Annotated in this window: 28 protein-coding genes, 1 tRNA gene and 1 pseudogene; 16 read left to right on the top strand and 14 right to left on the bottom strand. The window is 46.2% G+C overall.

The window, feature by feature from the left end:
* The first annotated feature begins 1 nt into the window (after position 1).
* Positions 2-268: an elongation factor 1-beta gene (locus J07HQW2_RS06350; protein ID WP_021054596.1), complete on the top strand. Its 267-nt coding sequence runs from the start codon at positions 2-4 to the stop codon at positions 266-268.
* A 75-nt stretch (positions 269-343) separates the two neighbouring features.
* Here the strand turns inward: J07HQW2_RS06350 and J07HQW2_RS06345 are convergent, their stop codons facing one another.
* The gene (locus tag J07HQW2_RS06345) at positions 344-619 is read right to left on the bottom strand and encodes a glycine zipper domain-containing protein (RefSeq protein WP_021054595.1); all 276 of its coding nucleotides are present in this window, start codon (positions 617-619) and stop codon (positions 344-346) included.
* A gap of 122 nt (positions 620-741) precedes the next feature.
* Between J07HQW2_RS06345 and J07HQW2_RS06340 the strand changes: the two genes are divergently transcribed.
* From J07HQW2_RS06340 to J07HQW2_RS06330, 3 genes are all read left to right on the top strand, one after another.
* Entirely contained in the window at positions 742-1,032 is a 291-nt protein-coding gene (locus J07HQW2_RS06340) for a 50S ribosomal protein L21e (protein WP_021054594.1), read from the top strand.
* Positions 1,033-1,151: 119 nt separating this feature from the next.
* On the top strand, positions 1,152-1,508 hold the full coding sequence (locus J07HQW2_RS06335) for an RNA polymerase Rpb4 family protein (protein ID WP_021054593.1): 357 nt from the start codon (positions 1,152-1,154) through the stop codon (positions 1,506-1,508).
* A 272-nt stretch (positions 1,509-1,780) separates the two neighbouring features.
* On the top strand, positions 1,781-2,428 hold the full coding sequence (locus J07HQW2_RS06330; RefSeq protein ID WP_021054592.1) for a DUF655 domain-containing protein: 648 nt from the start codon (positions 1,781-1,783) through the stop codon (positions 2,426-2,428).
* A 312-nt stretch (positions 2,429-2,740) separates the two neighbouring features.
* Here the strand turns inward: J07HQW2_RS06330 and purF are convergent, their stop codons facing one another.
* From purF to J07HQW2_RS06320, 3 genes are all read right to left on the bottom strand, one after another.
* Positions 2,741-4,342 (bottom strand): amidophosphoribosyltransferase, encoded by a 1,602-nt coding sequence (gene purF / locus J07HQW2_RS06325; RefSeq protein WP_394324632.1) that lies wholly within the window; start codon positions 4,340-4,342, stop codon positions 2,741-2,743.
* Positions 4,343-5,091: 749 nt separating this feature from the next.
* The gene (locus tag J07HQW2_RS17970) at positions 5,092-5,268 is read right to left on the bottom strand and encodes a 50S ribosomal protein L37e (protein ID WP_303703998.1); all 177 of its coding nucleotides are present in this window, start codon (positions 5,266-5,268) and stop codon (positions 5,092-5,094) included.
* Entirely contained in the window at positions 5,265-5,498 is a 234-nt protein-coding gene (locus tag J07HQW2_RS06320) for an LSM domain-containing protein (protein ID WP_021054590.1), read from the bottom strand. The genes J07HQW2_RS17970 and J07HQW2_RS06320 overlap by 4 nt, the downstream gene beginning before the upstream one ends.
* Before the next feature lie 560 nt (positions 5,499-6,058).
* Between J07HQW2_RS06320 and J07HQW2_RS06315 the strand changes: the two genes are divergently transcribed.
* The 4 genes from J07HQW2_RS06315 to J07HQW2_RS06300 all read left to right on the top strand — a co-directional run bounded on the left by J07HQW2_RS06315 (position 6,059) and on the right by J07HQW2_RS06300 (position 11,141).
* The gene (locus tag J07HQW2_RS06315) at positions 6,059-7,411 is read left to right on the top strand and encodes a ribonuclease J (RefSeq protein WP_021054589.1); all 1,353 of its coding nucleotides are present in this window, start codon (positions 6,059-6,061) and stop codon (positions 7,409-7,411) included.
* A gap of 1 nt (position 7,412) precedes the next feature.
* Positions 7,413-8,459 (top strand): geranylfarnesyl diphosphate synthase, encoded by a 1,047-nt coding sequence (gene idsA3, locus J07HQW2_RS06310; protein WP_021054588.1) that lies wholly within the window; start codon positions 7,413-7,415, stop codon positions 8,457-8,459.
* Positions 8,460-8,715: 256 nt separating this feature from the next.
* Positions 8,716-10,470: a glutamate--tRNA ligase gene (locus tag J07HQW2_RS06305; protein WP_048075519.1), complete on the top strand. Its 1,755-nt coding sequence runs from the start codon at positions 8,716-8,718 to the stop codon at positions 10,468-10,470.
* Between the two features lie 26 nt (positions 10,471-10,496).
* Positions 10,497-11,141: a cyclase family protein gene (locus J07HQW2_RS06300; protein WP_021054586.1), complete on the top strand. Its 645-nt coding sequence runs from the start codon at positions 10,497-10,499 to the stop codon at positions 11,139-11,141.
* A 215-nt stretch (positions 11,142-11,356) separates the two neighbouring features.
* Here J07HQW2_RS06300 and J07HQW2_RS06295 read toward each other — a convergent pair whose 3' ends face one another.
* Positions 11,357-11,830, bottom strand: coding sequence for a DUF456 domain-containing protein (locus tag J07HQW2_RS06295; RefSeq protein WP_021054584.1), 474 nt, complete (start codon positions 11,828-11,830; stop codon positions 11,357-11,359).
* A 573-nt stretch (positions 11,831-12,403) separates the two neighbouring features.
* Here J07HQW2_RS06295 and rpl7ae point away from each other — a divergent pair.
* Genes rpl7ae through ndk form a run of 4 tightly spaced genes read left to right on the top strand, consistent with a single transcriptional unit; the run spans position 12,404 to position 13,665 of the window.
* A complete protein-coding gene (gene rpl7ae, locus J07HQW2_RS06290; protein WP_021054583.1) occupies positions 12,404-12,766 on the top strand; it encodes a 50S ribosomal protein L7Ae in 363 nt (120 codons plus the stop codon).
* 6 nt (positions 12,767-12,772) lie between these two features.
* Positions 12,773-12,997 carry a 30S ribosomal protein S28e gene (locus J07HQW2_RS06285; RefSeq protein WP_021052342.1) on the top strand — a complete coding sequence of 75 codons (225 nt, stop codon included), beginning with the start codon at positions 12,773-12,775 and terminating at the stop codon, positions 12,995-12,997.
* Between the two features lie 3 nt (positions 12,998-13,000).
* Positions 13,001-13,192, top strand: a complete 192-nt coding sequence (locus J07HQW2_RS06280; RefSeq protein ID WP_021054582.1) for a 50S ribosomal protein L24e — start codon at positions 13,001-13,003, stop codon at positions 13,190-13,192.
* Positions 13,189-13,665, top strand: a complete 477-nt coding sequence (gene ndk / locus J07HQW2_RS06275) for a nucleoside-diphosphate kinase (protein WP_021054581.1) — start codon at positions 13,189-13,191, stop codon at positions 13,663-13,665. Before J07HQW2_RS06280 ends, ndk begins: the two co-directional genes overlap by 4 nt.
* 249 nt (positions 13,666-13,914) lie before the next feature.
* Here the strand turns inward: ndk and J07HQW2_RS06270 are convergent, their stop codons facing one another.
* The 5 genes and pseudogenes from J07HQW2_RS06270 to J07HQW2_RS06250 all read right to left on the bottom strand — a co-directional run bounded on the left by J07HQW2_RS06270 (position 13,915) and on the right by J07HQW2_RS06250 (position 18,845).
* Complete coding sequence (locus tag J07HQW2_RS06270; protein ID WP_021054580.1) at positions 13,915-15,009, bottom strand: methionine synthase; 1,095 nt, start codon at positions 15,007-15,009, stop codon at positions 13,915-13,917.
* Positions 15,009-16,073, bottom strand: coding sequence for a methionine synthase II (cobalamin-independent) (locus J07HQW2_RS06265; RefSeq protein ID WP_021054579.1), 1,065 nt, complete (start codon positions 16,071-16,073; stop codon positions 15,009-15,011). Before J07HQW2_RS06265 ends, J07HQW2_RS06270 begins: the two co-directional genes overlap by 1 nt.
* A 64-nt stretch (positions 16,074-16,137) precedes the next feature.
* Positions 16,138-16,776, bottom strand: a complete 639-nt coding sequence (locus J07HQW2_RS06260) for a HemK2/MTQ2 family protein methyltransferase (RefSeq protein WP_021054578.1) — start codon at positions 16,774-16,776, stop codon at positions 16,138-16,140.
* Positions 16,773-17,663 (bottom strand): 16S ribosomal RNA methyltransferase A, encoded by an 891-nt coding sequence (locus J07HQW2_RS06255; protein WP_021054577.1) that lies wholly within the window; start codon positions 17,661-17,663, stop codon positions 16,773-16,775. Before J07HQW2_RS06255 ends, J07HQW2_RS06260 begins: the two co-directional genes overlap by 4 nt.
* 618 nt (positions 17,664-18,281) lie before the next feature.
* Positions 18,282-18,845 (bottom strand): annotated as a pseudogene (locus tag J07HQW2_RS06250) (DUF420 domain-containing protein).
* Between the two features lie 126 nt (positions 18,846-18,971).
* Here J07HQW2_RS06250 and J07HQW2_RS06245 point away from each other — a divergent pair.
* The 3 genes from J07HQW2_RS06245 to J07HQW2_RS06235 all read left to right on the top strand — a co-directional run bounded on the left by J07HQW2_RS06245 (position 18,972) and on the right by J07HQW2_RS06235 (position 21,555).
* Positions 18,972-19,056, top strand: a tRNA-Leu gene (locus J07HQW2_RS06245).
* 203 nt (positions 19,057-19,259) lie between these two features.
* Positions 19,260-19,796 carry a helix-turn-helix domain-containing protein gene (locus J07HQW2_RS06240; protein ID WP_021054576.1) on the top strand — a complete coding sequence of 179 codons (537 nt, stop codon included), beginning with the start codon at positions 19,260-19,262 and terminating at the stop codon, positions 19,794-19,796.
* Between the two features lie 511 nt (positions 19,797-20,307).
* Positions 20,308-21,555 carry a serine-tRNA(Ala) deacylase AlaX gene (locus J07HQW2_RS06235; RefSeq protein ID WP_021054575.1) on the top strand — a complete coding sequence of 416 codons (1,248 nt, stop codon included), beginning with the start codon at positions 20,308-20,310 and terminating at the stop codon, positions 21,553-21,555.
* 76 nt (positions 21,556-21,631) lie between these two features.
* Here the strand turns inward: J07HQW2_RS06235 and J07HQW2_RS06230 are convergent, their stop codons facing one another.
* The 3 genes from J07HQW2_RS06230 to J07HQW2_RS06220 form a co-directional block, all read right to left on the bottom strand.
* Complete coding sequence (locus J07HQW2_RS06230; RefSeq protein WP_021054574.1) at positions 21,632-22,141, bottom strand: hypothetical protein; 510 nt, start codon at positions 22,139-22,141, stop codon at positions 21,632-21,634.
* Positions 22,142-22,207: 66 nt separating this feature from the next.
* Complete coding sequence (locus tag J07HQW2_RS06225; RefSeq protein ID WP_021054573.1) at positions 22,208-22,762, bottom strand: GNAT family N-acetyltransferase; 555 nt, start codon at positions 22,760-22,762, stop codon at positions 22,208-22,210.
* A gap of 95 nt (positions 22,763-22,857) precedes the next feature.
* Positions 22,858-23,568, bottom strand: coding sequence for a metal-dependent hydrolase (locus J07HQW2_RS06220; RefSeq protein ID WP_021054572.1), 711 nt, complete (start codon positions 23,566-23,568; stop codon positions 22,858-22,860).
* 226 nt (positions 23,569-23,794) lie between these two features.
* On the opposite strand from J07HQW2_RS06220, the gene J07HQW2_RS06215 reads away from it, so the two are divergent.
* Positions 23,795-24,505 (top strand): helix-turn-helix domain-containing protein, encoded by a 711-nt coding sequence (locus J07HQW2_RS06215; RefSeq protein ID WP_021054571.1) that lies wholly within the window; start codon positions 23,795-23,797, stop codon positions 24,503-24,505.
* 194 nt (positions 24,506-24,699) lie between these two features.
* On the opposite strand, the gene hmgB is transcribed toward J07HQW2_RS06215, so the two are convergent.
* Positions 24,700-26,043: a hydroxymethylglutaryl-CoA synthase gene (gene hmgB, locus J07HQW2_RS06210; RefSeq protein ID WP_021054570.1), complete on the bottom strand. Its 1,344-nt coding sequence runs from the start codon at positions 26,041-26,043 to the stop codon at positions 24,700-24,702.
* Between the last annotated feature and the right edge of the window lie 275 nt (positions 26,044-26,318).

Below are 26,318 nucleotides of genomic sequence, written 5' to 3'. Positions count from 1 at the left end.
GATGGGAAAGGTAGCTGCAAAAATCAAGGTCATGCCAGATAGTCCTGATATTGATCTTGATGAACTACAAGAACGTCTTGAACAATCGCTACCAGAGGGCGCTAAAATAAACGGATTTGAACGAGATGACGTAGCTTTCGGACTTGTTGCACTTCTTCCAACGGTCATCGTTCCAGATGATGCTGGTGGGACTGAAGCTGTCGAGGAGTCATTTGGTGACGTCAACGGTGTTGAGAGCGTCGCCGTTGAAAACGTTGGTCGAATCTAATATAATCGGTTTTGTATCTCTTAGCTTATAGTAAATCATTCGTAACTACAAGTCCATCTATTGATCGTAGTTATCTCAATTCTGACGCCACAACATTCCTAAACCAATGACCGGTGATAGAATAAATCCGACTCCAACCCCCAGGAATAACGGCACGGCACTGTCAACCGGCAGAACCCACATTGCAAAAACACCGCCGACTGCACCGATTAAGATTGTCACTGAGACGCCAAGTCCGAATATTTCAACCTTTGAACTTGAATCACCGTGCGTTATCCGCTCAGCCTCTTCAGTGCATACCACCGTCTCGCTGGAGGGTTGCTCGGTCCCACTTGCATAATCTTGCGCCATAATTATATGATATTACAGCAGGTGGCTTAATTTTTGCTTGTGACTTCCACATATTCCATATGAAATCATAACAGGTCCGTAACGTGCGTTTTATACATCCGTCGAAGATAATATAAACAATAATGCCAAGTTCGAATGGCCCAATGACTGGAACTCGCGACAAACTTTCGAACTCTCCGCGCGAACGAGGGATGTCACCACCACAACGATCGATTCAAGAATATGACGAAGGGCAAAAAGTCCATCTTCGGATTGACCCAAGTGTCCGCGAAGGTCGTTTTCATCCCCGATTCAACGGTCATACCGGAGAGGTGACTGGGAAGCAAGGACGAGCGTTCAAAATTAAGATCGTCGATGGTGGTAAAGAAAAAACGATTATCGCACGCTCAGCACACCTTCGTCCACAGGAGTGAGTATGAATTCATGGCGATATGAATTGACATCTCAGTTTCAAGTCGATTCCGCATATTCTGATCCTAATCATAATCAAGAAATTTAATTTTTATCGATATTACAATTATCCTCAATACACATGACGATCTTCAAAGAAAAACTCGATGATGAGTATCAAACTGTCTCAGAAGTCAAACTGTCGCTTCAAAATGTTGAAGCCGAACGTGCCGCCGAGGCCGATCGTGATCTTCGGTACGAGCTTGCACGTGCTATCGAGCATGTAAACAGATTTGCTGACCTCGACCCCTCTGATTCACGGGAACTCGTTGATGAACTGCTTACTGAGGAGAAAGTTGATAACTCAACGGCAATCAAAATTGCTGATCTCCTTCCACAGAATCGCGATGAACTCCGTGCTGTATACGCACAAGAGCGGTATGCGCTCAGTGGCGACGAGCTAGATGCAATACTCAATATTGTCAAGAAATACGCTTAAACAGCGTCAGTATATTTTGATATTTGCGCATGTGTATCAATCGAAGAGATAGAAAAATTTCTCTGATATATAAGATATACAAATACCACTATCAACTGCATATAATAACCTCCCGTGAATACTGTTTATCATGACCATCACACGAATGTGATTCGACACCGCAGCTGGAATTCGGCGGTGAAATATGACTGCTAGTAGATACCACGGATTGATTCTGTTCACTTCCTGCCTCATTATTTAAGTGCACACTCGGTGTATATGTTGTCATAACCATGACCGAAAGCGAGGACACCGACGCTAATCCTACTGATAAGTCGGATCAAAGCGACGGTCGTAATAATAGTCCAGACGCCGAGACGGATGTTCGCCGTGCAGTTATCCTTGATCATCTTCCACATGGGCGCAGTGATGATAATCGCCCGCGGCATCAGCGTGACCCACTAGCATATGCGCTTGGGGAACGCGATTTTAGATTATATGAGTTGACACTTGATGCAGCCGAAGATGCCGATGCTTCAATCGGTGATCGTGTCGTTGTTGGTCCAACCGAAGCTCGACAATTGGTCGATGAATTCCGGCAGATTAGCTATACGGACCTATCAAATACAGCACAAAACGAAGTTGAGTACGCAGTTGAGGAGATAATCAACGCGGATGAGCGCCGGTTTGTCGATTTCTATAATAATGCTCAACCGATCACGCTTCGACTCCATCAATTAAATCTACTTCCAGGGATTGGCAAGAAGCTCCGAAATAATATTCTTGATCAGCGAAAGCGTGGACCATTTGAGAGCTTCGAACAAATAGAAGAACGAGTAGCGGGACTTCATCATCCCTCTTCGATTCTCAAAGATAGAATTCTTGAGGAGCTACACGAAGACGATCTTAAATATAATGTCTTTGTCGCACCGAGTGAATAGAACGCGGTTTGATTCCGAAAACAAGGCTCTCTATAGTATCTTATTCACTCACAGCTGATGGTAGCCACCGTTAATATGATCTTTCATTCAGTTTGAACTCCATAGCAGACTCACTCCAAGCATAACTCTAAATTGCAGATTAAATAGAACGCTTTTTAATTTGCTGCGATTCAGGAGCATCGATTATTGCACCATCGCCGATGGTGTCACCAGGTCCTTCTGACGTATATAGGTAAAATTGAGTTATAAATCCAGTCAGCTTCGTCTACAGAAATAAAGTATGACAGAGTGGTTTAGAGCGTTATATCTGATTCAATCATCAGCATGTGCTGGCTCACCGTCGGATGCAGTTCCTTGCTCTGACTCACTCTGTTGGTCGCTTGAGTTTGTCCTCGTGTCAGGTCCATCGATAACCGGTCGCGTAACATCGCGGTCACAGTCCTCATTATCAATATCGTATGGATATGATCCCGTGACACAGCCGAGACAGAGATCCGAGCGATGCTCACCAAGCACATCTGCGACCGCATCAACAGAGAGATATCCTAAGCTGTCGGCGTCAATTTCTGATCGAATTTCCTCAGTTGATTTATCAGCAGCAATGAGTTCTTCACGTGAAGCCATGTCGATTCCCATATAACAAGGGGCAATAATCTGTGGAGCACCAATCCGAACGTGGACTTCAGACGCACCAGCATCACGGAGAAGCTGAACAAGCTGTCGTGATGTTGTCCCACGGACGATACTATCATCGATAATCGTCACTGACCGTCCTTCAATCGTGCTTTTAATTGGATTAAGTTTGAGTCGGACAGCGCGTTCACGTTCATCCTGTGTTGGCATAATAAATGTCCGACCGACATACCGATTTTTCATCAATCCTTCAGCAAACTCAACCACATCTTCACCCGTACTAGTTGTCTCTCGAGGATCCCCGTCGGCAGTCGTTTCATTCGCGGCGTCGGCGTATCCAGAGGCAAACGCACGACCTGAATCGGGCACAGGCATAACAACGTCTGTCTCAACTCCTTGTTCAGCCCACAATTCTCGACCTAGATTTCGTCGCGCCTCATAAACAAGTGTATCGTTGATCACTGAATCTGGGCGTGCGAAATAAACGTGTTCGAAGAAACAGTGTGCAGTGTTTTCACGATCAGTGAGCTGATATGACTCAAACCCAGAGCCGTCGGAATCGAGAACAACGAGTTCACCAGGTCGGACATCTCTGACAAGTTCACCATCAAGTGTGTCAATTGCGGCAGACTCTGAGGCAACAACGTATCCATCCTCAACCTTACCGATACAGAGTGGCCGGTTCCCCTCAGGGTCACGCACAGCGAGCACGGTCTCATCATGCATGATAGTCAATGCATACGATCCATGGATCCGTTCCATGGTCCGTTTAACCGCACGAACGAGATCCGATTCAAGTAAGTTTCGAGCAAGTTCATGCGCTATAACCTCGGTATCACCGTCTGAGGTGAATGCATGACCAAGTGATTCGAGTTCATCACGAATCTCGTCTGCATTGATGAGATTGCCGTTGTGTGATAGTCCAAGCGACCCAGATTTAAAGGAAACAGAAAATGGCTGTGCACAGCAGGCATTGATACCTCCGGAGGTTGGATATCGGACATGTCCAATCCCAGTACCCCCTGCGAGTGTATTAAGATCTGATTCTTCAAATGCATCACCGACAAGTCCCATCTCAACGTGACTGTGTTGTTGGAAGCCATCGTGTGTGACAATTCCTGCCGACTCCTGTCCGCGGTGTTGTAACGCATATAACGAATAATACAATGGTCGTGCAGCACACCGCTCAGAGAGTGCTACACCAACAACGCCACATTTCTCGGTCGGTCCAGATCCTGAGTCCGTTTGTTCCCGTTCCCGTTCTTGCTTGTCAGCTTCCAAGCGATCAAGTTTCGGTGACCGTGATACGGGGACTGATCCTTCCGTATCGGATGATGTTGAGTTCAGATCACTCGATTCATCGATAGCACCATCAGAATCACTGGTTTCATTTCGAATAATATCAGTCTCAAAATCGGTTTCGAAGTGTATCTCATCATCGGGAATATTACGATTCGCTGATGATTGAGACGTTACCTCAAAATATGATTTTCTGTCTATGTTCGCGTTCGCATCTGCGTCTATGTCCGCGTCTGGATTAGCATCCGGTTTTGTTTCGGATTTCGATTCCGTTTTTGATTCTATCGCACGTCTGGGTGTGGGGGTCAAATCCCGCCCGTCAGACATACTTATTCATACAATTGCTAGGGGGTAAAAACCCATTCATATGCTGTTTTCAGACATCAAAGCGTCGGTGAGTATACACGATTGTGCATATATAATGTTCATTATCTATATATCGCAATCATATATCCTCGAGGTTGTATCTTGACAGTATGTATATCACCCAGTATGTTATTTTATTCTAAGTGCTATACTAACTCAACTGTATGATACACAGCAGGTACGACTAGTAGTCTTGGACAACTGCCGGTATGTCAGGACTCGGCTCCCGGATTTATCCGAAAACAATGGAAAACTAATTTCTTCTGAAATGAACAGCAGTTGATTTTCTTTGGTAGTTACTACAGTGTGCGATATTTAAATTCAGATCACAATGATTTCGAGAATACCGTGGAATTAAGATCTATTTAGTTATCGCCAGTTTTCGAACTCCACTCGTAATCACGCCGTTTTGCGGATTTACCAAACCCACAGGATGAACATACTTTCTTCTTAGCGTGATAGGACTTTTCTCCACATCGGCGACATTTCACATGTGTTGTCGTGTTTTTCTTTCCTTGACTTGGAGTGCCGGCACCAGTCATGTATTGATTGTAACAATGTTATCGCCGCGTATAATCGTTGTGTCTTCAACTGTTGTGACGTCCAATGCACCAGGATCGGTGTTTTCAGATGCCCCAATAGGGTCAAGAACTGCATTCATATGCTGGTCATATCCTGCAAGTGTGCCATAATAGGCACTTCCATCTTTAAGTGTGATAGTAACCGTATTATCAAGCGCGGCTTCAAGAACATCAAGAGGTCGTCCGCTCATACCTCATGCCGTTCGGTATTGATATTAAATGTGCCGAAGGAACCTGAGTATTCTATATCTCATCTTATATTTTATACTAGCAGTGAAGTTGACCCACGTAGTTTTTACCATGTGGTCGAATATATGCTAATACCAATGCTCCCGCGGGTAAGTGCACTAGCTAGTCTAGTGCACGCGGGGACCGACGACCAACGTGCTGTAAGACGCCGGGGCCGATCGATCCCACATCGTATCATAACGCAGTATGTGCAGCATCACGCGGCGTATAATATCGAAATGAATCATCACTTATCGGATGAATGATCATGTCTCAACTGAGCTCAGATCAACACATGTCCACATTTGATACTAATATAACAAACCCGTGGACTATCTTTGAGTATGATCAAAATGGACTACGCCGTATAGCAAATACGATGCTGCAAATCACGATCATGGTCATGATCATACGATTACGATTACGATTGCGACTGTAAATAGATGGTTTAACAAGATATAAGACGGGGCATTTCAGTGAGCACCTTCGCCACAACAGTGGCTTTCGATGCTCGGATTCAATTATGGAAATCGAAATCGCAACAATTGGCGGATACGAAGAAGTCGGTCGACAGATGACCGCCGTCCGAACAGGCGACGATATAGTCATCTTCGATATGGGTCTGAATCTTAGTCAGGTCCTGATCCACGATAACGTGGAGACCGAAACGATGCATAGTCTCGATCTGATTGATATGGGTGCAATCCCAGATGATCGTATTATGTCTGATCTTGAGGGTGACGTACAGGCAATCGTCCCTACTCACGGTCATCTGGACCATATCGGCGCACTCTCAAAACTTGCACATCGGTACGATGCTCCGATTGTCGCCACGCCATTCACAATCGAGTTAGTAAAACAACAAATTGACAGTGAAAACAAATTCAATGTCAAGAACGACTTGTTGAGGATGTCCGCAGGCGAGGCAATGTCAATCGGTGAAAGTGGAAATGTCGAACTTGAGTTTGTTCACGTCACACACTCGATTATTGATGCAATTAATCCGGTTGTTCACACACCTGAGGGAGCAATTGTCTATGGTCTTGATAAACGTATAGACCACTCACCAGTATTAGAAGATCCTGTAGATATGAAGCGATTCCGCGAGATTGGACGTGAGGACAATGGCGTTCTCTGTTACATTGAAGACTGTACGAACGCAGGTCGTAAGGGACGCACTCCTTCAGAGTCACACGCGCGATCTCATCTGAAAGACACTATCAGATCAATTGAGGACTATGATGGAGGAATCGTTGCTACAACCTTCTCATCGCATGTTTCTCGTGTCTCATCGCTTGTCGAGTTTGCAAAAGAAATTGATCGTCAGCCCGTATTATTAGGTCGGTCAATGGAGAAGTATTCCGGAGCCGCAGAACGGCTTGGATTCGTTGACCTCCCAGATGATGTCGGCATGTACGGTCATCGAAAATCTGTTGATCGGACGTTCAAACGCATCATGAAAGAGGGTAAGGAGAATTATCTCCCAATCGTCACTGGTCATCAGGGTGAGCCCAGAGCAATGCTCACGCGGATGGGGCGTGGTGAAACGCCATTTGAACTTGAAAATGGAGATAAAGTCATTTTCTCAGCACGCGTTATCCCTGAACCAACGAATGAAGGTCAACGTTACCAGTCCGAACGACTTCTAAAAATGCAGGGTGCCCGAATTTATGATGAAATCCACGTCTCAGGTCATCTACGTGAAGAAGGACATTACCAGATGATGGATGCGCTTCAACCGCAGCATATTATCCCAGCGCATCAAGATCTTGAGGGTCTTTCGCCATATGTCGATCTTGCTGAGTCACAAGGTTATGCACTTGGTCGCGATCTTCATGTGACACGTAACGGTAATATTGTCCAACTGGTGGGGTAAAATGAGTTCGGACGCGACGGAAGAACGGGTGCTCGATGCTGTACGTGCACGCCGAACGCTCGTCAATGATGCCTTGGATACGGATGTCCCAATGCAGTCACCTGAACGACTCTATGAAGCAACGCGGTATTTGCTTGAGGCTGGCGGGAAGCGTCTTCGTCCGACTGTAGCATTACTGACTGCTGAATCGCTTTCGGACGTTGACCCACTGACGGCTGATTATCGGTCATTTCCGGCACTTGATGAGAACGAGGTTGATGTTATGTCTGCGGCGACAAGCATTGAGGTTATCCAGTCGTTCACACTGATCCATGATGACATTATGGATGATGATGATCTCCGTCGCGGTGTTCCTGCGGTCCATCGTGAATACGATACTGAAACAGCCATCCTCGCTGGTGATACGCTCTATGCAAAAGCATTTGAGTTACTCTCAAATACTGGCGCAGATCCAGCAAATGGTGTTGCTGCTGTTAGTCGTCTTGCAACGACTTGCACACAAATCTGTGAGGGTCAAGCACTTGATGTTGAGTTTGAACATCGTGATGCGGTTGTTCCTGAGGAATATCTTGAAATGGTTGAACTCAAAACGGCTGTGTTGTATGGTGCTGCAACCTCAACAACAGCGTTGCTATTGGATGCAGACTCAGATGTTGTCGAAGCGCTGTATCAATATGGTATTGACGCCGGTCGAGCCTTCCAGATTCAAGATGACGTATTAGATCTTACTGTCCCATCTGAGCAACTAGGCAAACAGCGTGGGTCAGATCTCATTGAGAACAAAGAGACATTGATCACACTTCACGCGCGCCAGCAAGGTGTTGACGTTGAATCACTACTTGATTCGACAGATGTCGATGCTGTCTCAGAAGCAGCAGTCGAAAATGCTGTTGAAACACTTGATGAGGTTGGGTCAATCGATTATGCCAGTGAAACGGCGACCGATCTTATTGAGCGGGCAAAAGATCATCTTGAGGTACTCCCGGATAACGATGCGCGGTCGCTGCTGTGTGATATTGCTGATTATTTAGTCACTCGGGGATACTGAGCCTGAGACGGGAACCTAGTTTTTCGTACCGCTGATTATCGTTAAAACTGCTAGTCACATCCAGCCTGTGATATGAGAAACCGATACTGTTGATTCTACGCATAAGCTGTTTACTGTCAAGCATGTGCACCAGAGTGTATTTCACTCAACTAACAGTCGAGTAGGGCGGAGTAACCGCATTCAAAAACGTGATTCCGGTTTGTTCCATAATCCGCGTTTGTTTTTACTTGGGAGAGTAGATTATTGTATAATGAGTATTGACGACGAGTTACGCGACCGTATTGAGCGATCTGCAGAAAAACATGCACTTTTGAATGCAGTAAAACATAATAGCGATGCCGAAATGGGCGCAATAATGGGTCCGCTCATGGGAGAGAACCCGGAATTCCGCCCGCATGGTGATGCCATCCCCGGAATCATCGGTAGTGTTGTTTCTCAGATTAACAATCTCTCAGCGGGCGAACGTCGTGATCGACTTGAAACGCTTGCACCAGAAGCCCTCAAAGAGATTGAATCTGCTGATAACTCAAATAAATATGATCTCCCATCGCTTCCGGGTGTTACTGATAAAGAACCTACTCAGTCGGTCCGAATGCGAGCGGCGCCAAATCCAAATGGTCCATGGCATATCGGTCACGCCCGGATGCCAGCGGTCATTGGAACGTACAGCAATCGATATGACGGATCATTCATCATCCGATTTGATGATACCGACCCTGAAACTAAGCGTCCAGATCTTAATGCGTACGATGATATTCTTGAGGATGTCACATACCTTGGATTTGAGCCAGATGACGTCCTCCGTGCCTCTGACCGACTTGAATTATATTATGATTATGCACAGGATCTCATTGATGTTGGTGGGGCGTACACATGTTCTTGTTCAGGTGAACACTTTTCAGAGTTAAAAAACGCCGGAGAGGCATGTCCTCATCGTGAGAAATCTATTGACCAGACACGCACCGAGTTTGAGGCGATGATTCAGGGAGAATATGTTGCCGGAGAGATGGTATTACGTGTCCGAACCGACATCAAACATAAAAATCCTGCACTCCGCGACTGGGTTGCATTTCGACTGATCGATACACCTCATCCTCGAGCGAGCGCAGCCGACTATCGCTGTTGGCCGATGCTTGATTTCCAATCCGGAATTGATGACCATGAAACAGGCATTACACATATTATTCGTGGAATTGACTTACAGGACTCCGCAAAACGACAGCGATTTGTGTATAATTATTTCGACTGGGAGTATCCTGAAGTCGTCCATTGGGGACATATCAATGTTGATGCATATGATGTTTCACTGTCAACATCAACACTCACTGAAAAAATTGAGGGGGACGAATTAGATGGGTGGGATGACCCACGTGCACCGACGCTTCAGAGCCTTCGTCGTCGCGGAATAACGGGGGAGGCAATTGTTGAGTCAATGATTAATCTTGGCACATCAACAACGAACGTTGAGCTCTCGATGAGTTCGATATATTCGAATAATCGCAAACATATCGATGATGAGGCAAATCGATACTTCCTCGTTCGCAATGGTGAATCATTCACACTCGATACAACATCAGGGGATATGACAGCTGGACATCCTCCGCTCCACCCGGATAATCCTGAACGGGGCGAACGAACGATACCAATTACTGATGCAATCACAATAGAGTCTGCAGACGTCCCGGTAGATGGCAATCGCGTCTGGTTGAAAGGATATGCCTGCGTCCAGCGTGATGGCAATCAGTTCAGGCCAACAGACGATAGTATAGATGTGGTGAGAGAAGACGAGGTCAATGTAATTCATTGGGCACCAGCTCCTGATTCATCATCAGCTATATCAGTTCGAATGCGAACGCCAGACGGTGATATCACCGGCGTTGCTGAACCTGAGTTGATCAATACTTCTGTTGGCGATCTCGTTCAGTTCGAACGCGTTGGATTCGCCCGGATTGATAGCAAACACGAGCAAACAACAAATACTGATATGACCGTCTATTGGACACACTCATAATCTAACGACATCACTATGCAATACCAATGTTTCCTGATGAGTCTGAACTAATTGACCTAACACGAAAGATTGAGTCGTCAATGCCGGTTTATCCTGAGGATCCACCGGTCAATGTTGAGATGCACGCAGATATTGCAACCGATGGATATCGTGTGTCAACACTCAAATTCGGGACGCACACGGGAACACATATTGATGCACCATCACATACTGAGCCTGATGGGGAATCGATTGAGACATTTACCCCAGATGAACTCCGATTCAACGCTCATATTGTTGATTGTCGCTCATTCGAGGCAAACACATTAATTGATCCATCCGTCCTCCCACCACTTACCGACCCCGCGACAGCTATTGAACTCATTATCTTCCACACCGGATGGGCAGATGCGTGGGGAACCCCACAGATGGTAGACCATCCGGCACTCGCTCCGCAAACAGCAAAAAAATGTGCTTCGGCTGATGTTGCGATTGCAATTGATACGATTAGCCCTGATCCGACCGGTGAAGAGACGGTCCCTGCTCACCACGCGTTATTGGGTGCTGGTCTCCCAATTATTGAAAATATTTGTAATATTACATCACTTCCTGATGATACTGTTGAACTTCTCGTTTGTCCACTCCGAGTCGATGCTGATGGTGCACCAGCGCGTGTGATTGCATGGTCATGATTAGATAAGTCAACTCAGATTAACCGAGATACTGAATTTCCCCAACGATCGTTATGATACTCAAGCCCTGAGCAGGAAGGAGATACAACACCGCATAGTTCTCATACTCCATGGCTAAAATCCAGACTCACGCGGTCATCACAGAAATGCAAAGAGAACGCCTCAAGTTTATTTTTAAGAGGAACTCAAGTATATATTCTGATGAATCACTTACTTCATCTGAATACGATTATACCGAGGGTAAGAAACATACCACTGGTCATGATAAACTGAATTACTGTTGAGGCAAGAACACCGCCTGTTGCAGCAAGAGCAGCTCTCATACTTGTCTCACTATCAGCACATTGTGAGAACTCAACAACAAATACAGTCCCTGCAAGCCCCACAAGAAATCCGGCAGGACCCGTAATAAATAATAGACCAATCCCAACAATGACCGCCACGGCGGTCGTCGTCGTTGATGCACCACCCATGCGGGCGGCAAGTGCTCCACCAGCAAAGTCAACGACAGCGGTCATGATACCGACGAATAATAATATCGTAAGGACACCTAATTGTGGATCGTTGAATCCACTTGCCCACCAATACGTCAACACACCACTTGTTGATACAATAGCACCAGGAATAAGCGGTATTACACTTCCGATCACACCTATTGCGGCGAGACTGAGTGCAATCCATCCCCACATTGAAACTGTCACAACTATATCTGATGATTATCTTACGTCTCCAATATCAAAATAAGTCGGATTCAATTTTAATATTCCTCTTCATATTCTCTGGAAATTGAGCATACAGAACAATCATCTTTACAATGAGTATCTCACAGACATGACGATCTGGTTTGCCAGTTGCCAGCTTTTTTGAGTGAACGCTTCTATCAGGAACTAACGACAGCGGGACTATGTGAACTACCTCGGGGTCAACTTGTTTATTTGTAGAAACGATGAATACAGTCTGTGAATATTCAGCAGTATTTCAAAGAGACACAACTACAGCTGAATACTCATTTCCACGTCTATTCTAGTAACGCTCATTGACAACTCATGAAGAAAAAATTTCGATCTCAGAAATAACTGCTTGTTAGGCTATCCTGGTGGGTATGTGTTTGTTTCGCATGCGACACCGGCATTGAAAGCGCTTTTATGTAATCCAAGGTTATCAGTGGTTACAACCTGCACGGGGTTGATGATACTCCTCGCCGTCAGGGAACGATTCGCCGGCGAAGCAGTCGAGCCCACGAGCAGGAATGGAGAATACCAATGCCAGTTTATGTAGACTTTGATGTGCCGGCTGACCTCGCAGATGATGCTCTTGAAGCACTTGAGGTTGCCCGGGATACAGGAACAGTAAAGAAAGGAACGAACGAAACAACCAAAGCTATCGAACGCGGCACTGCTGAGCTTGTTCTCGTCGCTGAAGATGTTTCCCCTGAGGAAATTGTGATGCATCTGCCAGAACTTGCAGAAGAAAAGGGGATTACACTCGCCTTCGTTGAGACACAGGATGAGATTGGGCAAGCAGCGGGTCTTGAAGTAGGCTCTGCTGCTGCTGCCATCGTTGACGCCGGCGAGGCAGACAGCGATGTCGATGACATTACCGCGAAGGTTGAGGAACTTCGATAAGCGACAATGAGCGCTGAAGAGACCGCAAGTGACTCAACGTCTGCGGAGGTAATCGAGATTGTTGGCAAAACCGGAATGCATGGCGAGGCGATGCAGGTCAAATGCCGCATTCGTGAAGGTTCTAATCAGGGCCGTATTATTACACGCAACGTGCTTGGTCCTGTTCGCGAAGGTGATGTATTACAGCTTCGTGAAACACAACGAGATGCTGACTCAATTGGGGGTCAATAATTAATGGTTGAAACACGAACATGTGATTTCTCTGGAGAAGAAATCGAGCCTGGGACTGGGACAATGCTCGTCAAAACTGACGGAACAATCCTGCATTTCAAGGACTCAAAAGCTGAAAAGAACTATCGTCTTGGTCGCGAACCCCGTAATCTGGAGTGGACTGAAGCTGGATCCACTGAGGGCGCAAATGAATGAGTGAGGAAACGCCAACGCACGAACGTACCTTTGTGATGGTCAAGCCTGATGGTGTCCAGCGTGGACTCATTGGTGAGATCGTGAATAGGTTTGAAGACCGAGGACTTACTCTTGTTGGCGGAAAGTTCTCCCGTCTTGATACAGAAACCGCACGTGATCATTACGGTGAACACGAGGAGAAACCATTCTTTGATGAGCTTGTATCATTCATTACTGCTGGTCCAGTGTTTGCAATGGTCTGGGAGGGTGCGGATGCAACTCGACAAGTTCGATCAATGGTTGGCGAAACCGACCCGGCCGAATCGGCTCCGGGTACAATCCGTGGCGATTACGGACTTGATCTCGGTCGGAACGTGATCCATGCGTCTGACCACGAGGATGAAGGAGCAAATGAGCGCGAAATCAAACTCTTCTTTGATGAGTCGGAACTCTACACATACGAACGGATTGATGATCCGTGGTTGTATGAATGAATAGTAACCACGCTTACGTGGTTTAACTCGCTCAGATAAACTAGCGCAGACTTTATTCGATGAATATTGGTACTCGCTCTCTTGAGTTGTATAGCCAATGGATGATGTCAAGTCAATAATTCAATACTTTAATAGTACAAATTTACACATTCAACTGAGTTCGCTTGATGAAATATGTTACTCAAACTGCATTCATAAAAATCAACTGATCAGTCGATCAAATATAGACATAATGAAAGTAGTATTTTATTATGCTGAGTCGACTTGCGATGCAACCGGTGCATCCTCAACAGCTGGGACTTCGATCTTACCAGCATCAAGTTCAGCCTCAATTTCACGAGTAGCTTGTACCATATTTGCCATTTTCTCACGAGCCATTTCCCTCGGCAACAGCTTCAGCCCACAATCTGGCGAGATCGTAAGCCGCTCAGGTGGAACGATTTCGAGTCCGTATTTAATATTTTGTTTAATTTCTGCAACAGTTTCAACAGTTGCATCATGAGCATCAACAACACCAAGTGCAAGATCTGGCTCAAATGAAGGGTCAGTGAATACCTCAATCTGTTCATACCCATCATTACAAAGTTCCAGATCAAACTCATCAATGGGGAAATCATTGATCTCAGGATAAATCCGCGAATAATCTCCATAACAAACGTGAAGGCCGATTCGAACATCAGCACTAATACCGTCAACAATTCGCTCGAGTGACTCTCCAACGATTGCGTAATCATCCGGTGTTGTTGCAAGCGCAGGCTCGTCAATCTGAATATATTTTGCCCCAGCATCAACGAGTCGACTCACCTCTTCATTGACAAGTTCGGCTAAATCATACGCAAGATCTTCTTCAGTATCATATGCTTCATTGAACGACCAGCGAGCGAGCGTGTACGGTCCTGTAATAGGTACTTTTACAGGTCGATTTGAAACGTCTGTGGTGAAATTGAACTCATCGACCAACCATGGGTCATCATATTCAACCTCAGAAACAACAGATGGCTTATTGAAATAGTTGTGTCCCCACACCTTTACTGGTCCATTAAACTCATATCCTGGGACTCGGTGTGCGAAGTATTCAACCATCTCTTCACGTCGCATCTCCCCATCAACAACTGTATCAAGCCCAGCATGCTCGTGTTCTTCGGTAATGAGACGCGCCGCATCATCGTGTGCCTCAGTCAAATTATTATCATCGAACGTCGAGTCCTCATCATCAACAAGATCATTCGCGCGATTGAGCCATTTCGGCTTAGGATAACTCCCAACAACGGTTGTTAACAGGAAGTGATCGGCATCATGACCCTCTGGACGGAACTGTGCGCGGTTGTTGGCGTTACGTGACATTATGCTTCAACCTCTGTTGTTACGTCAGGATTGTTCGTTGCTGCGGCTGTCAGTGCAGTGAGTTTCTCTCGATGTTTATTTACAGGTAAATAGAATGGTTCAGCACTGGTGGTAAGATAGACAGTGTCAAAATCAGTCGATGGAACTTGACTTTGGAACCAATTTGCACGTTCAATAAGCGTTCCTGATGATTGAACAAGTGTATTCTGACCATCTGCAACACCAAGCGCAATATCTGTGGTAACACCATATTCGGTAACGTTGTGCAGCGTTTGTTCTCGATCACCTGCAACAATATCAAATCCAAGAGCCGATACCGATGCATCCATGAGATGAGCGTATGTTTTCTCATCTAATGCGCCGAAGTAAGTGTATACAATAACCTCAGAATCGGTTACGTCTGCAATATTAGAGAGTACCTCTGAGACCAGTGGTGCAATATCATCATCTGGAGCAGCAGTTACAAGCGATGGTTCAAGCAAAAACAGCGTTTCATGTGATGGCAGTGCTGCAGCCTCTTCAACAAGTAGTTGCCCTACTGCTGAGAGGAACGTTGCGTCATCTTCATAATAACTGTTCGTTGCAAGGTCGACTAATGAATATGGACCAGGAAGGACCGCCTGGAGAGCCGCACCATCCGCAGGGATATCCATACCAGGCTCGTCAGCGTTTTTAATTTCTGTCAGTTTCTCTGCGGTTGCCGTTAATTCATCTGCGATATTGCTTTTGGGGGTAAGTTCACCCGTTATCTGTGGGTCTCGATAGAAATTATTATTATCATAATATCGAATAATCCCACCAGTCTCAACATTGTCATGAGTCGTCAGAGGATGTGCAAGCATATCATCCCATCTGTGCTGACCGCTGACGACACGGTCAAGTCCCATCTCAAGTTGGGTCTCAATAGCTTCCGTTTGCGATGTATCATAAACTGCATTGATTTCTGCTGACTCATCGCCTGTGACTAAATCTTCTTTTTGATGACCTTTCAGGTCTGATAACTCTGACTTCGCCCAGTCAGGAAGTGGAAACAACCCAGGCGATGTCGCTACGTATTCGCTCATCAATTCATAATACGCAATGATACCAGTTAATATTTGCTAAAGCAATATATTCTTCTGGGTTATATCATTGTTGTCCCAATGCAAGCACTGAGAGTGTCTCAAATGGGTATGATTCTTCGATTATGACTGAATGTCTAAACCCGGCTCTCTCGATATGTTCCGTTACCATTTCATATCCGGTTAAAGAGCTTATGAGCACTATCCCAGTACCATCAGGAGTAAGCACACGAGCAAGTGTGTCAATAAATGACTCAATTACTTCTCGTCCAGATCGTCCACCTGAGAGTGCACACTCCATCCAGTCGTCCCACTCAGCATCTGGGTCTGTTGGAAGATATGGTGGATTAAATGCGATTGTATCAAAAGTATTTGCAGCGAAGGGAGTGAGGAGATCTCCTTGGACGATCGAAATTGGTACTGCAGCCTTGTCAGATGATACTGCCCGCTGTGCAGCGGCGTGGCATGCATATGGGTTTAAATCACTTGCAACAACTTCTGTGATCGAATCAACCTCCTCTGCACTTTTGATAGCGACCCATCCAGAACCTGTCCCGAGTTCAAGCAAACGTCCATGACCTTGCTCACTAATTGCGTCGGCAAGCAGTGCTGAGTCTTCAGCAGGCTGATAAACCGTTGTCTCGATTTCACGCCGTTCAGCGAGCGTTGAATCAATTGCATTGGCCTGCGTCTCGTTATCAGTCATTTGCCCTGTTCAGCAGCAATCGTTGCTAATTCAGCAAACTCACTCGGAGTCAAGTCACCAGCCCGTTGGGACAACAATGTCTCATCAGCTGCACTAACGACCGCCTCAGGAGCATCAAGCATTGAAATATGCGCTGTATTTCGAATTGCATTTCGGACTGTTTTTCGTCGCTGTGTAAACACTGCTTTCACAAATCGAAGAAAGAATGTTTCATCCGCAACCGTGTAATCCGGATCCCGTGGCTCCGTCCGAATGACCGCACTCTCAACCGCTGGTTTCGGTTCGAATGCAGTCGGCGGAACTGTCTCAACTACCTCAACAGTAGCATAATGCTGTGCACTTACCGAGAGCCGACCATATGCATCCGTCCCAGGATCAGCAGCCATTCGCTCACCAAACTCGCGTTGGACCATCACGATGAGCGGGCAGTCAGACGGAAGTAATTTGAATAAAATTTCTGAGGAGATACCATACGGTAGGTTTGAGATAGATGTAGTGAATGGAGGAATTGTGACATCAAGTGCGTCGCCTTCGATGATATTGAGCCGGTCCTCATCAACCATATCGGCGAACTCCTCATGAAGAAACGAAGCGAGTGTTGGGTCACGTTCAACAACGGTAACAACACCACCAACTGATAGCAGCCGATCGGTGAGTGCGCCCGTTCCAGCTCCAATTTCGAGAACATGTCTCGTGTCCGTATTATTTGATAAATATGTTGGAATGCGATTTAACACTCGATCGTCAATCAAAAAATGCTGATCAAAGTTTGGGTCGCCTGATACGCCGGACCGGCGACGGAGAGCATCGGGATCACGGAAATCCTGCCTATCTAAGTCGACAGGAGTGTTTGAATTAAGATCGGACTCAGAAGTCGCATCTGTCATTAAAATATGTTCCCCGTTGTAGATGCTAAGTCTTCTTGTTCCTGCTTGAATCTACAGATATCAAGCTGAGTGTCTTGTGGCTTGGGGGGATGAAGCCGACATACACAGTTATAACGCTACATGACGTATAAACGTACAGTCAGAAGTCTCACAGGCGGATTACCGACTTTCATCTACTGCTGGCTGCGACAGTTTGGAAATGTGGTCCCTCTCACCATCCGCAACTGGCGGTGCGACGGGACGGGGGTTTCACCGGGTCAGGGTGATGGTGGAGTGACAGTGATCGACTCCGATTCCCACTCCCACGGACACATAGCGTGTTCGGGTGTGACTTCCAGCCGATTCCGCATGAAGAGGTCGGGAGGAATGAAATTCCCTTGCCGGGACAGTGCAGCCTCACCAGGGAAGCCTCGGAGTCGGGACTTGTCCTTGAGATGCTTCAATCTATCACCAATATGAATCACTACATCAATCCCAGTTAGTATGGTAAAAATGAAACAAGCTATATTGAGTATTTAATCAACTATTCGGGATATTCAATACACCTATTCATATCCTATTTTTACACAGAAAGCTCAATTCACTGAACAGCTATTTTTGGATTGAAAATGCAGTTAATTAATGTACAGCATATAACATCGCATAGACGACATTTCTAAGTACGAACGAAATAAGCCACAATGAGGCGGCGACACGTCCAACGAGTTTATATCGAGATTCATAGATTGCTTCAATGGGTCGTGAGAGTGCAATCAATGCCACATAGTATAATAGTGGGACGCACACCACTGTAAGAAAAATATGTATCGCGAGCGTTGAAAGGTAGACGTATTGATATATGACTTCAGGACCTAGAAATTCTGCTGGACCTTTGGTAATGACCTTGTATAAATATAAACACGAGGAACAGAATGAATAGTCCAACTGAGGTTACCATCATCGCACGGTGGCGACGCACATCCCCGTGACGAATAAACCGAACTCCAAATAGGATAGTTATGATTTCGATGGCGCTGATAATCGCATTTATATGTGGAATTAGCTCAATTACTGTTGTTGGAGCACTTGGGAGCGCTGATTGAGGAATGATCCCCAAGACAGCAGCAAGAACAGCACCGAGTGAGAAAAAAGCGTCAACACTGCAGTGAGTCCTAGTATATGACTGCGGATACTCAAAACTATATGCAATTGAGTGGTCGTCGATAATTAAAAAATACTGACTGTGACTCCATGACGCTGCCCAGTCGAAAGGAAACCCATATAAATTACCATAAGCAAATTTTGCTTGCGTAAGACGCGATATTACAAGCGTGGGTAGCCAAGCCAGGTCAACGGCGCAGCGTTGAGGGCGCTGTCCTGTAGAGGTCCGCCGGTTCAAATCCGGTCCCACGCACATCGTTATTATTCACTGAGTTTATACTGACAGTAATGTTTCATATCGATCTATGAGTGGGTCACATCATGTCTCCCTCTGTAAGATACTGAAACAGGCTGACTTTACATCATCATAAACACACAAACACTATTAGATATAATCCCGAATACTATTATTGAGTTCAACTGAGGTTTATATAAACAGAGTTACAATGCATACTTATGCCAAAGTACTCCACCGGGAGCGGAGGTGGTAGCGGTGACGGTGACAGTTGTGAACTTTGTGGACAATCAACAGCAACGCTCACGCAAGCAAACGTTGCTGGTGCGGAATTACTCGTTTGTCAGGAGTGTGCACCTCACGATGATGCGGGGGCTGGTCCTGGTAGCGCGGGTAATTCTCATGGTGGTAATAGCAATGAACAACGTAGTGATGATGAGCCATCACGACAGAAACGAGCTGTGCAACAGCATGCACGTATGCATGATCAAGCAACTGGCGACTCACGTCACTGGGAGCGTGAAGGGACAAATTATGAACAAGACCAACTTCCGTATCTTGTCTCTGAATATGGTGAGATTGCAGCGTCCGCCCGTCAAGCTGACGGATTTACCGTTGATGAGTTAGCGACTGAACTGGAGGTTGAATCAGGAGATATACTTGCCGTTGAGCAGGGTCGGGCAACAAGAGCGGGTATTGGAGGGTCACTGATTCGCGAACTTGAATCAACGCTTGATATTACACTTGTTGATGAGTGAGTAAGCGTCAGTCACAGTAATTTGTACGTGTTGATGACCTCTATTTTTATTTGATATCGCGAGATTGATTTAATCCTGGTTACTGAGAATTGAGGAGAAAGCCCCGTGGTTTCGCGCGGGGATAAATCCGACACCGACAACCGATCAGACAAACCACCGACGATAGCACGACCTGATATTCCAACACAGTCTTTTCTGCACCCATACAATCACAATCACACGGACTAACGCTTCGGGCGAGTCGAACCGTGTACCTCGCTGGTTGAATAGAATAGAATAGCCAGTCATGTGTAATGCTCGCTGTATGTGAGGACGAAGGCTCTTGTGACAGAGCTACACGCGCTGGAACGCACACCGTTGGTCACAACTCGGTGGCAACCTTCGGGGGGTCGCGCACACGCACACGCAAACGCGAACGCGTATTTGCCAAGCCCGAGGAAACGCGCAACCTGCAGATCCACTTCGTGGAATCCTCGCGCTTTAGGGCGGGGAGGATGTCAAACTGTCATATATGCAAACCCGCGCTCCGGAGGACCCGACTGTGCGTGAGTTTACTGCGACCGTCACGGAACTCAACAAGCAGACGGTTACATTAGATCATACATACTTTTATGATGAAAGTGGTGGACAACCACCGGATACCGGAACACTTGGTGACATCCAGGTGACGGATGTGCAATCGGTAAATGATGTTATTGAACATACGCTCGCATCGACACCCACGTTTGATACCGGCGATACTGTGACCGGTATAATTGATGATGAATTCCGAACTTACTGTATGCGCGCACACACTGCGAGCCATATTATCTATGGAGCTGGTCGTCGGATTCTTGATGAGCTTGGTTATGGTGGATTTGGGATTGATTCTGAAAAAATTCGTGTTGATTTCACCACGACTACATCAATTGATGATCAAACACTCATTCAATTAGAGCAACTAACGAATCAAACCGTCTGGGAAAGTCGCGATATAACATGGGAGACAGTCCCAACGGCTGAGGCAACAACACGTGAGGATGTGGCATTCAATACCAAAACCGAAGAGGGTGTAATGAGCTCCGCTGACTCTGTCCGGCTCGTTGATATTGATGGATGGGATGTAGCTGCATGTGGTGGCACACATGTTGCAAACACCAATGCAGTTGGTCCTGTTACAGTTCTTGATCGATCAAACCCGGGAGAGGGGATGACACGCGTTGAATTTGCTGTCGGACCAACAGGAATCGATCGGCGAGCAACACAACATCATGCACTCCGCGAAACGGCAATGACGTTGGAGACAAATATCACTGAACTGAGTGATCGGGCGACTGCACTCCGTAATGAGCGTGATGAGCTTGATTCACGAGTAAATGATCTAGAAGCGAAGATAGTTGATTCAGCGATTACTGACTTCGAATCGACACAGACCGACACTGCAGTCTGGCGTATTGGCTCTATTACGGAGATAGCCGTTGCCGCAAACGATGCTGGAGAGGCTGCAAAGCGAGCTATCGAGTCGCGATCCGGCAATAATGATGAGGGAACACCTCGTGGGTCTGTTGTTGTCGTCGTTGGTACTGATGAGCGCCCATTTGTTGTTATCGCTGCTGATGATGCAAGCGAGGTCAATGCCGGCACAGTGATTGATGAGCTCACGAATAGATACGGTGGTGGTGGCGGTGGCGGACCATCGTTTGCGCAGGGTGGTGGATTTGATGCATCAGCTTCGACGATTCGATCGGCACTTCATGAGTGGAGTCAACCATCGTCCTGAGAGAGGTCAACTAATGTTGATGTTGTATATATGATGAACTTTCATCTATTTTCTATGGCTATGTCTGTGTCCACGTTCAATACCGAATGACTGCATCGACAATTCCAATTGTTTGACCAACTCCGACAAGCACTAATCCAGCAATCATTACAGCCATTTCATTCCCACTCCCACTAATAAAATAGACCACCATCCCAGCAATGGAAATGACCGCAGCACCAAATGTCGTCAATAGTGCTGCATTCGACCGACGCCCTGTATCAATAAATCCAATCGCAGGAAGGAGCATCCACCCGCCAATTGCAATATGGAGAAGACCGCGATTGAGTGGTGTGGAAAGTAACCCGACCAATCCAGTGGTTGTAATGACAAACCCAATCGCAACGATGATCCACCACGTCCGAAGGGCACCTGCGCGCATATCATCCCGAGAGAGCACAACGAAACCAGCCAACATAATAGCCATCACGGCATGGGCGATCGTAAGTGCCTGTAAAGATACGAATCCGACGTGTGCGGCACCAACGACAACCCACGCGAGTGGAACAAAGAGGGCTGGACCATTCGCGCGGAAACGTTGAAACATACTTATTATGATACAGGGCGGTCGAAAGAATCTTTATTCTAATCTCCACTCGACTATCTTGATAATTTATAATGACCGTGTGAGCATTTCGCCCCACCGATTACATCCATGGCGGTCGTAGAACTTACGAGCACGCTCATTCTCCGGGTCAACATCTAATACAAGTCGGTTGACTGGCAAAGTCTGTTCACGTGCAGTCGCAAGTATAACCTCAAACAGTGCATCGGCGACCCCTTCACCCCGATAGGATGGAACAACATATAATTCATTGAGCACGGCTGCATCCCAGATAAATCCGAATAACTCCGGAAGTAAAAACGCGTAACCAGCGTATCCGTCTACTTCAGTTGCTTTTTTATTACTACTATGCGTCTGTGTGCAGTCATCGACCGTAGCAACAGCTATGCACCCAGGGTCCAATGCGGCACAGTGACTAACCCATTCCAACCATCGGTTATGATACGTCGTTGTTAATTTTGAGTTATATATATCAGCTTTTTCAGAATCTCCCGTCTTAGCGCCAAGTTCACGCTCGAAAGCTTGCTTACAATCCCATAGTTTCTCTTCATGACTAGATTGTTCGTATGGACGGATCGAGACTTCTGGCGGGCAAGTTACCATTATTCAATATTCGTTTGAGTCGGCTCCATGAATTATGATTTGATCAATTGTCGAAAAATAATCAATGTATGTTTACTCAGTGATTAAATCTCCATTTACTGTCCCTCTGTTATATTTGCCACTGCATCACGCTCTGTGCGCTCACGTCGAGCACGATATAATCGAAGTGAGATCACAGCTGTCGCAAGCGGAAGAAGCCATCCTCGGAATCCTGTCATCGCGACGGGAAAAATTCGCTCAACCTGTGGCTGTCCTGACTCGCCACCTCCTGAGTCAGCGTCTGTCCCCAGCGTCGGTTCTGCATCAATCACAGTTCGAAATTCAAAGTTTTCTGTTGTCCGTAACTGTGATGAGTCTGGTGACGTTGATGATTCAATAAACGTCTGCACCCATCCGCGATCTGTTGAATATAGTAGCCGTCCATCGACTGTAATAAATGCATCATGGAGCGGATAGAATATATTAACACCTCCAACAACAAGATCAGGGACAATTCCAGCCGCAAACATACACCCGACGGCGAGAAATGATATCTCAACACCAGAATCTCCATACCGCTGTCGAAGTAGTGATTGTTGTCGCCATTGTGTCTCCCAGACCAATCCCAGTATGAGTAACGCTGGCAAAACAAATGTGTGTCCAACAGCGCGATGAGCGCCAGAGAATACTACCTCAAGAGCAACGTCAAGATCTGGTAATGCTGTCGCCCCGGCAATGATTACTGCGTGCCGTCCAGTAAATTGATTCCCAAGAACCCCAACCGCGAGCAATAGTCCAAGCGAAATATGAACGAGTGTCGATGGCACATTTGTCTTTCTAATTTAGACAGGCTTGAGCATTCGTCCTTTATCGAAGGCGTAGTTCATTGGCAGCCTTATGCGCAATATATCAATATAATTATATTAATATTTAAATGATATATCATATGAACTATTTTCATCAGATAAAATCAAATGGTCGATACCCTTTTTCGGTAGTCGATAGCAATGATTAGCAGATGCACGTGAATAGCGTATATAAGGAGTCGCTCGGATGACAACTGCTACTCCACGGGATGACCTAGCTCGTCGAATCGCCGGTGAAATTACACTTAGCGATGATCCTGGCGCAACATTACGTAAATGGCGTACTGATTTTGACATCTCCCAGACGACGCTCGCTGATCAATTAGATGTGTCTTCATCAGTAATTTCGGATTATGAAAGCGGACGTAGAGAAAGCCCAGGAATTGGCGTTATCCGACGGATGGTTGAAGCGCTGTTAGATATTGATGAAGCCCGTGGTGGTGGTCGTATTCGACGGTACGCGCGTGTCATCTCCGCTGGATTTGAAAATGACATTGTGCAAGATCTTCAAGAATATCCAACAACAATCCCACTTGAGACATTATATGAGGCAATGGGTGCGACCGAAGTCGTCCGTGGTGATCATAGCCGAATCAGTGGTCACACAGTCATTAACAGTATTGAGGCAATCACTCGTCTTTCATCTGAAGAGTTCTATCGACTTTATGGGCAGTCGACATCGCGTGCACTTGTCTTTACAGGCATTACACGCGGTGAATCTCCACTCGTAGCAATGCGCGTTGTCAATCCAACCCCGAATGCAGTTGTGCTCCACGGGGTCACTGAGACGGAACTTTGGGAGCACGCCCCAGCACTGGCAACGATTGATGGGTTTTCGCTTGCGGTTTCGAACCGTGACCTGGAGGCAATGATTGATGATATCCGTCGACTATTATGATGCATCAGGCAGCTAAATTATTGATGTATAACATGGCATAATTTCTCACGTACGATTGGTAATAATTAGAAATAAAATACAATACAGCAGTACGGATTACTCTTTATGACTGGATGCATACTAAAACCGAAACGTCTCATTTAGACAGATGAGCGGGTCTAGATACAAACAACGCAGGACAACTCACTATACATTTACTCGATGTATTCATATCGCCGTTCGCTCATTCGTCCCCATCCCGTAAAGACAAACTCCGCTTCTGGCGTGGTAAATGCTTCAACCTCAATATCTTTTTCATGATTGTGTACATCATGAACGCGTTCGTACTCTTCAAATGAGAGATCATACCGAGCCTCAAGTTGTTCATCGATATTGACTGGTGTGATTGCTTCACGCCAACCAGATTGCACAGTTTCGGCGTGAATCTCTGCTTGTGCACCTGACCCATATGATGCAAGAAGAAGCTTTTCGCCGGCAAGATCACGGTTCATGTCTGCAGCCGCGATGAGCGTTGAAAGACGTGCGACGTGTACTGAACCTGTATACCAGTTTCCAACCATCCGAGCAACATCAACCGTTGGATCAATTGCATCATCATACCACTCACGATATGTGTCTGTTTCCTTCAGCTCGTCCATATATTCACGAATCGCTTCCTCATATGCCTCCCTAGAAACAAATTCCGATTCTCGCGGTTGATTTCCGATTTCACTTGCAAGTGCTGATTCGGCATCAGTATCCCGTGAGATATGTCTAAACCCAAGAAGTGCTGCCTTTCGCACCATTCCTGGGAACGGCGTGTGGAAAGGAACATAAGCAAAGTCATCAGGGTGAGTATCACCAGCGACTGATTCATAATCCTGAAGCGCTTCCCGCATCCGTGCAAGGTACACTTGCATGGATCGTTTTCCATCAACACTCGGGAACTGCTGGTTTGGTTTGAGGAAATCTGTCTCATCAGCGCTCCCAAAGCCTTGCTCAGTTGATAACGCAACAACGTCTGGGTCCGTATCAATGATCATTGCCACTGCACCTGCACCCTGTGTTGCTTCACCAGGGTCACCACGCTCATACAATGCAGTGTCTGTTGCGATCACTAACGCAGCACGACCCCGGTGACGCCCAGCGCGGATCCAATTATACGCATCATCAATGCTCTGAGTGCCTGAAACGCATGCAAACTTCCGCTCTCCCTTATTTGCATGGTGAAAGTCCTCTTCATACACCTCTTCAAGACAGCCTGCAATGTACGTCGAGACTGGCTTAGAATTATCAAATGCTGACTCCGTCGCTACGTCAATCCGACCAATATCATTCGGCGTCAGCCCCTTGCGATCTAATAGCTGCTTTGCAGCATTTGCTCCCATCGTCACGATATCTTCATACACATCAGGAAGTGAAGAATGCTCAACCCCCAGTCCTTTCGTATATTTTGCTGGATCTTCATCTCTCACGGGCGCAAACGTGTTCGGAAGGTCAAGGCGTAGCTTTCCACTCCATAGTTCAATTCCATCAATACCGACAGGAGTCTCTGACATATTTTTAGTATCAATGCGTCGGTATTTGGATTTGTCGATAATAGATACGTTGTCTGTCGAAAATATACTGAGCATAACCGTGACATCACAACTGATATCTCTCAACTAGGGTATGTCACGTGATGTAAGTAATTATGTGTGATAATTTACTACTAATTGCGTCATATCTGGATAAAATATAAATTATCTACGGTCATCTCACACAATGATCGAAACAAATTATTCAGCAGATATACACTTTATGGGCGTATGCAAAACAGAGAATAACTGCTCGA

The organism is Haloquadratum walsbyi J07HQW2 (assembly GCF_000415985.1).
GTDB classification, from domain to species: domain Archaea; phylum Halobacteriota; class Halobacteria; order Halobacteriales; family Haloferacaceae; genus Haloquadratum; species Haloquadratum walsbyi_B.
Note: the sequence above shows the minus strand (reverse complement) of the source record. Positions and strands in the feature narration are given on the sequence as shown.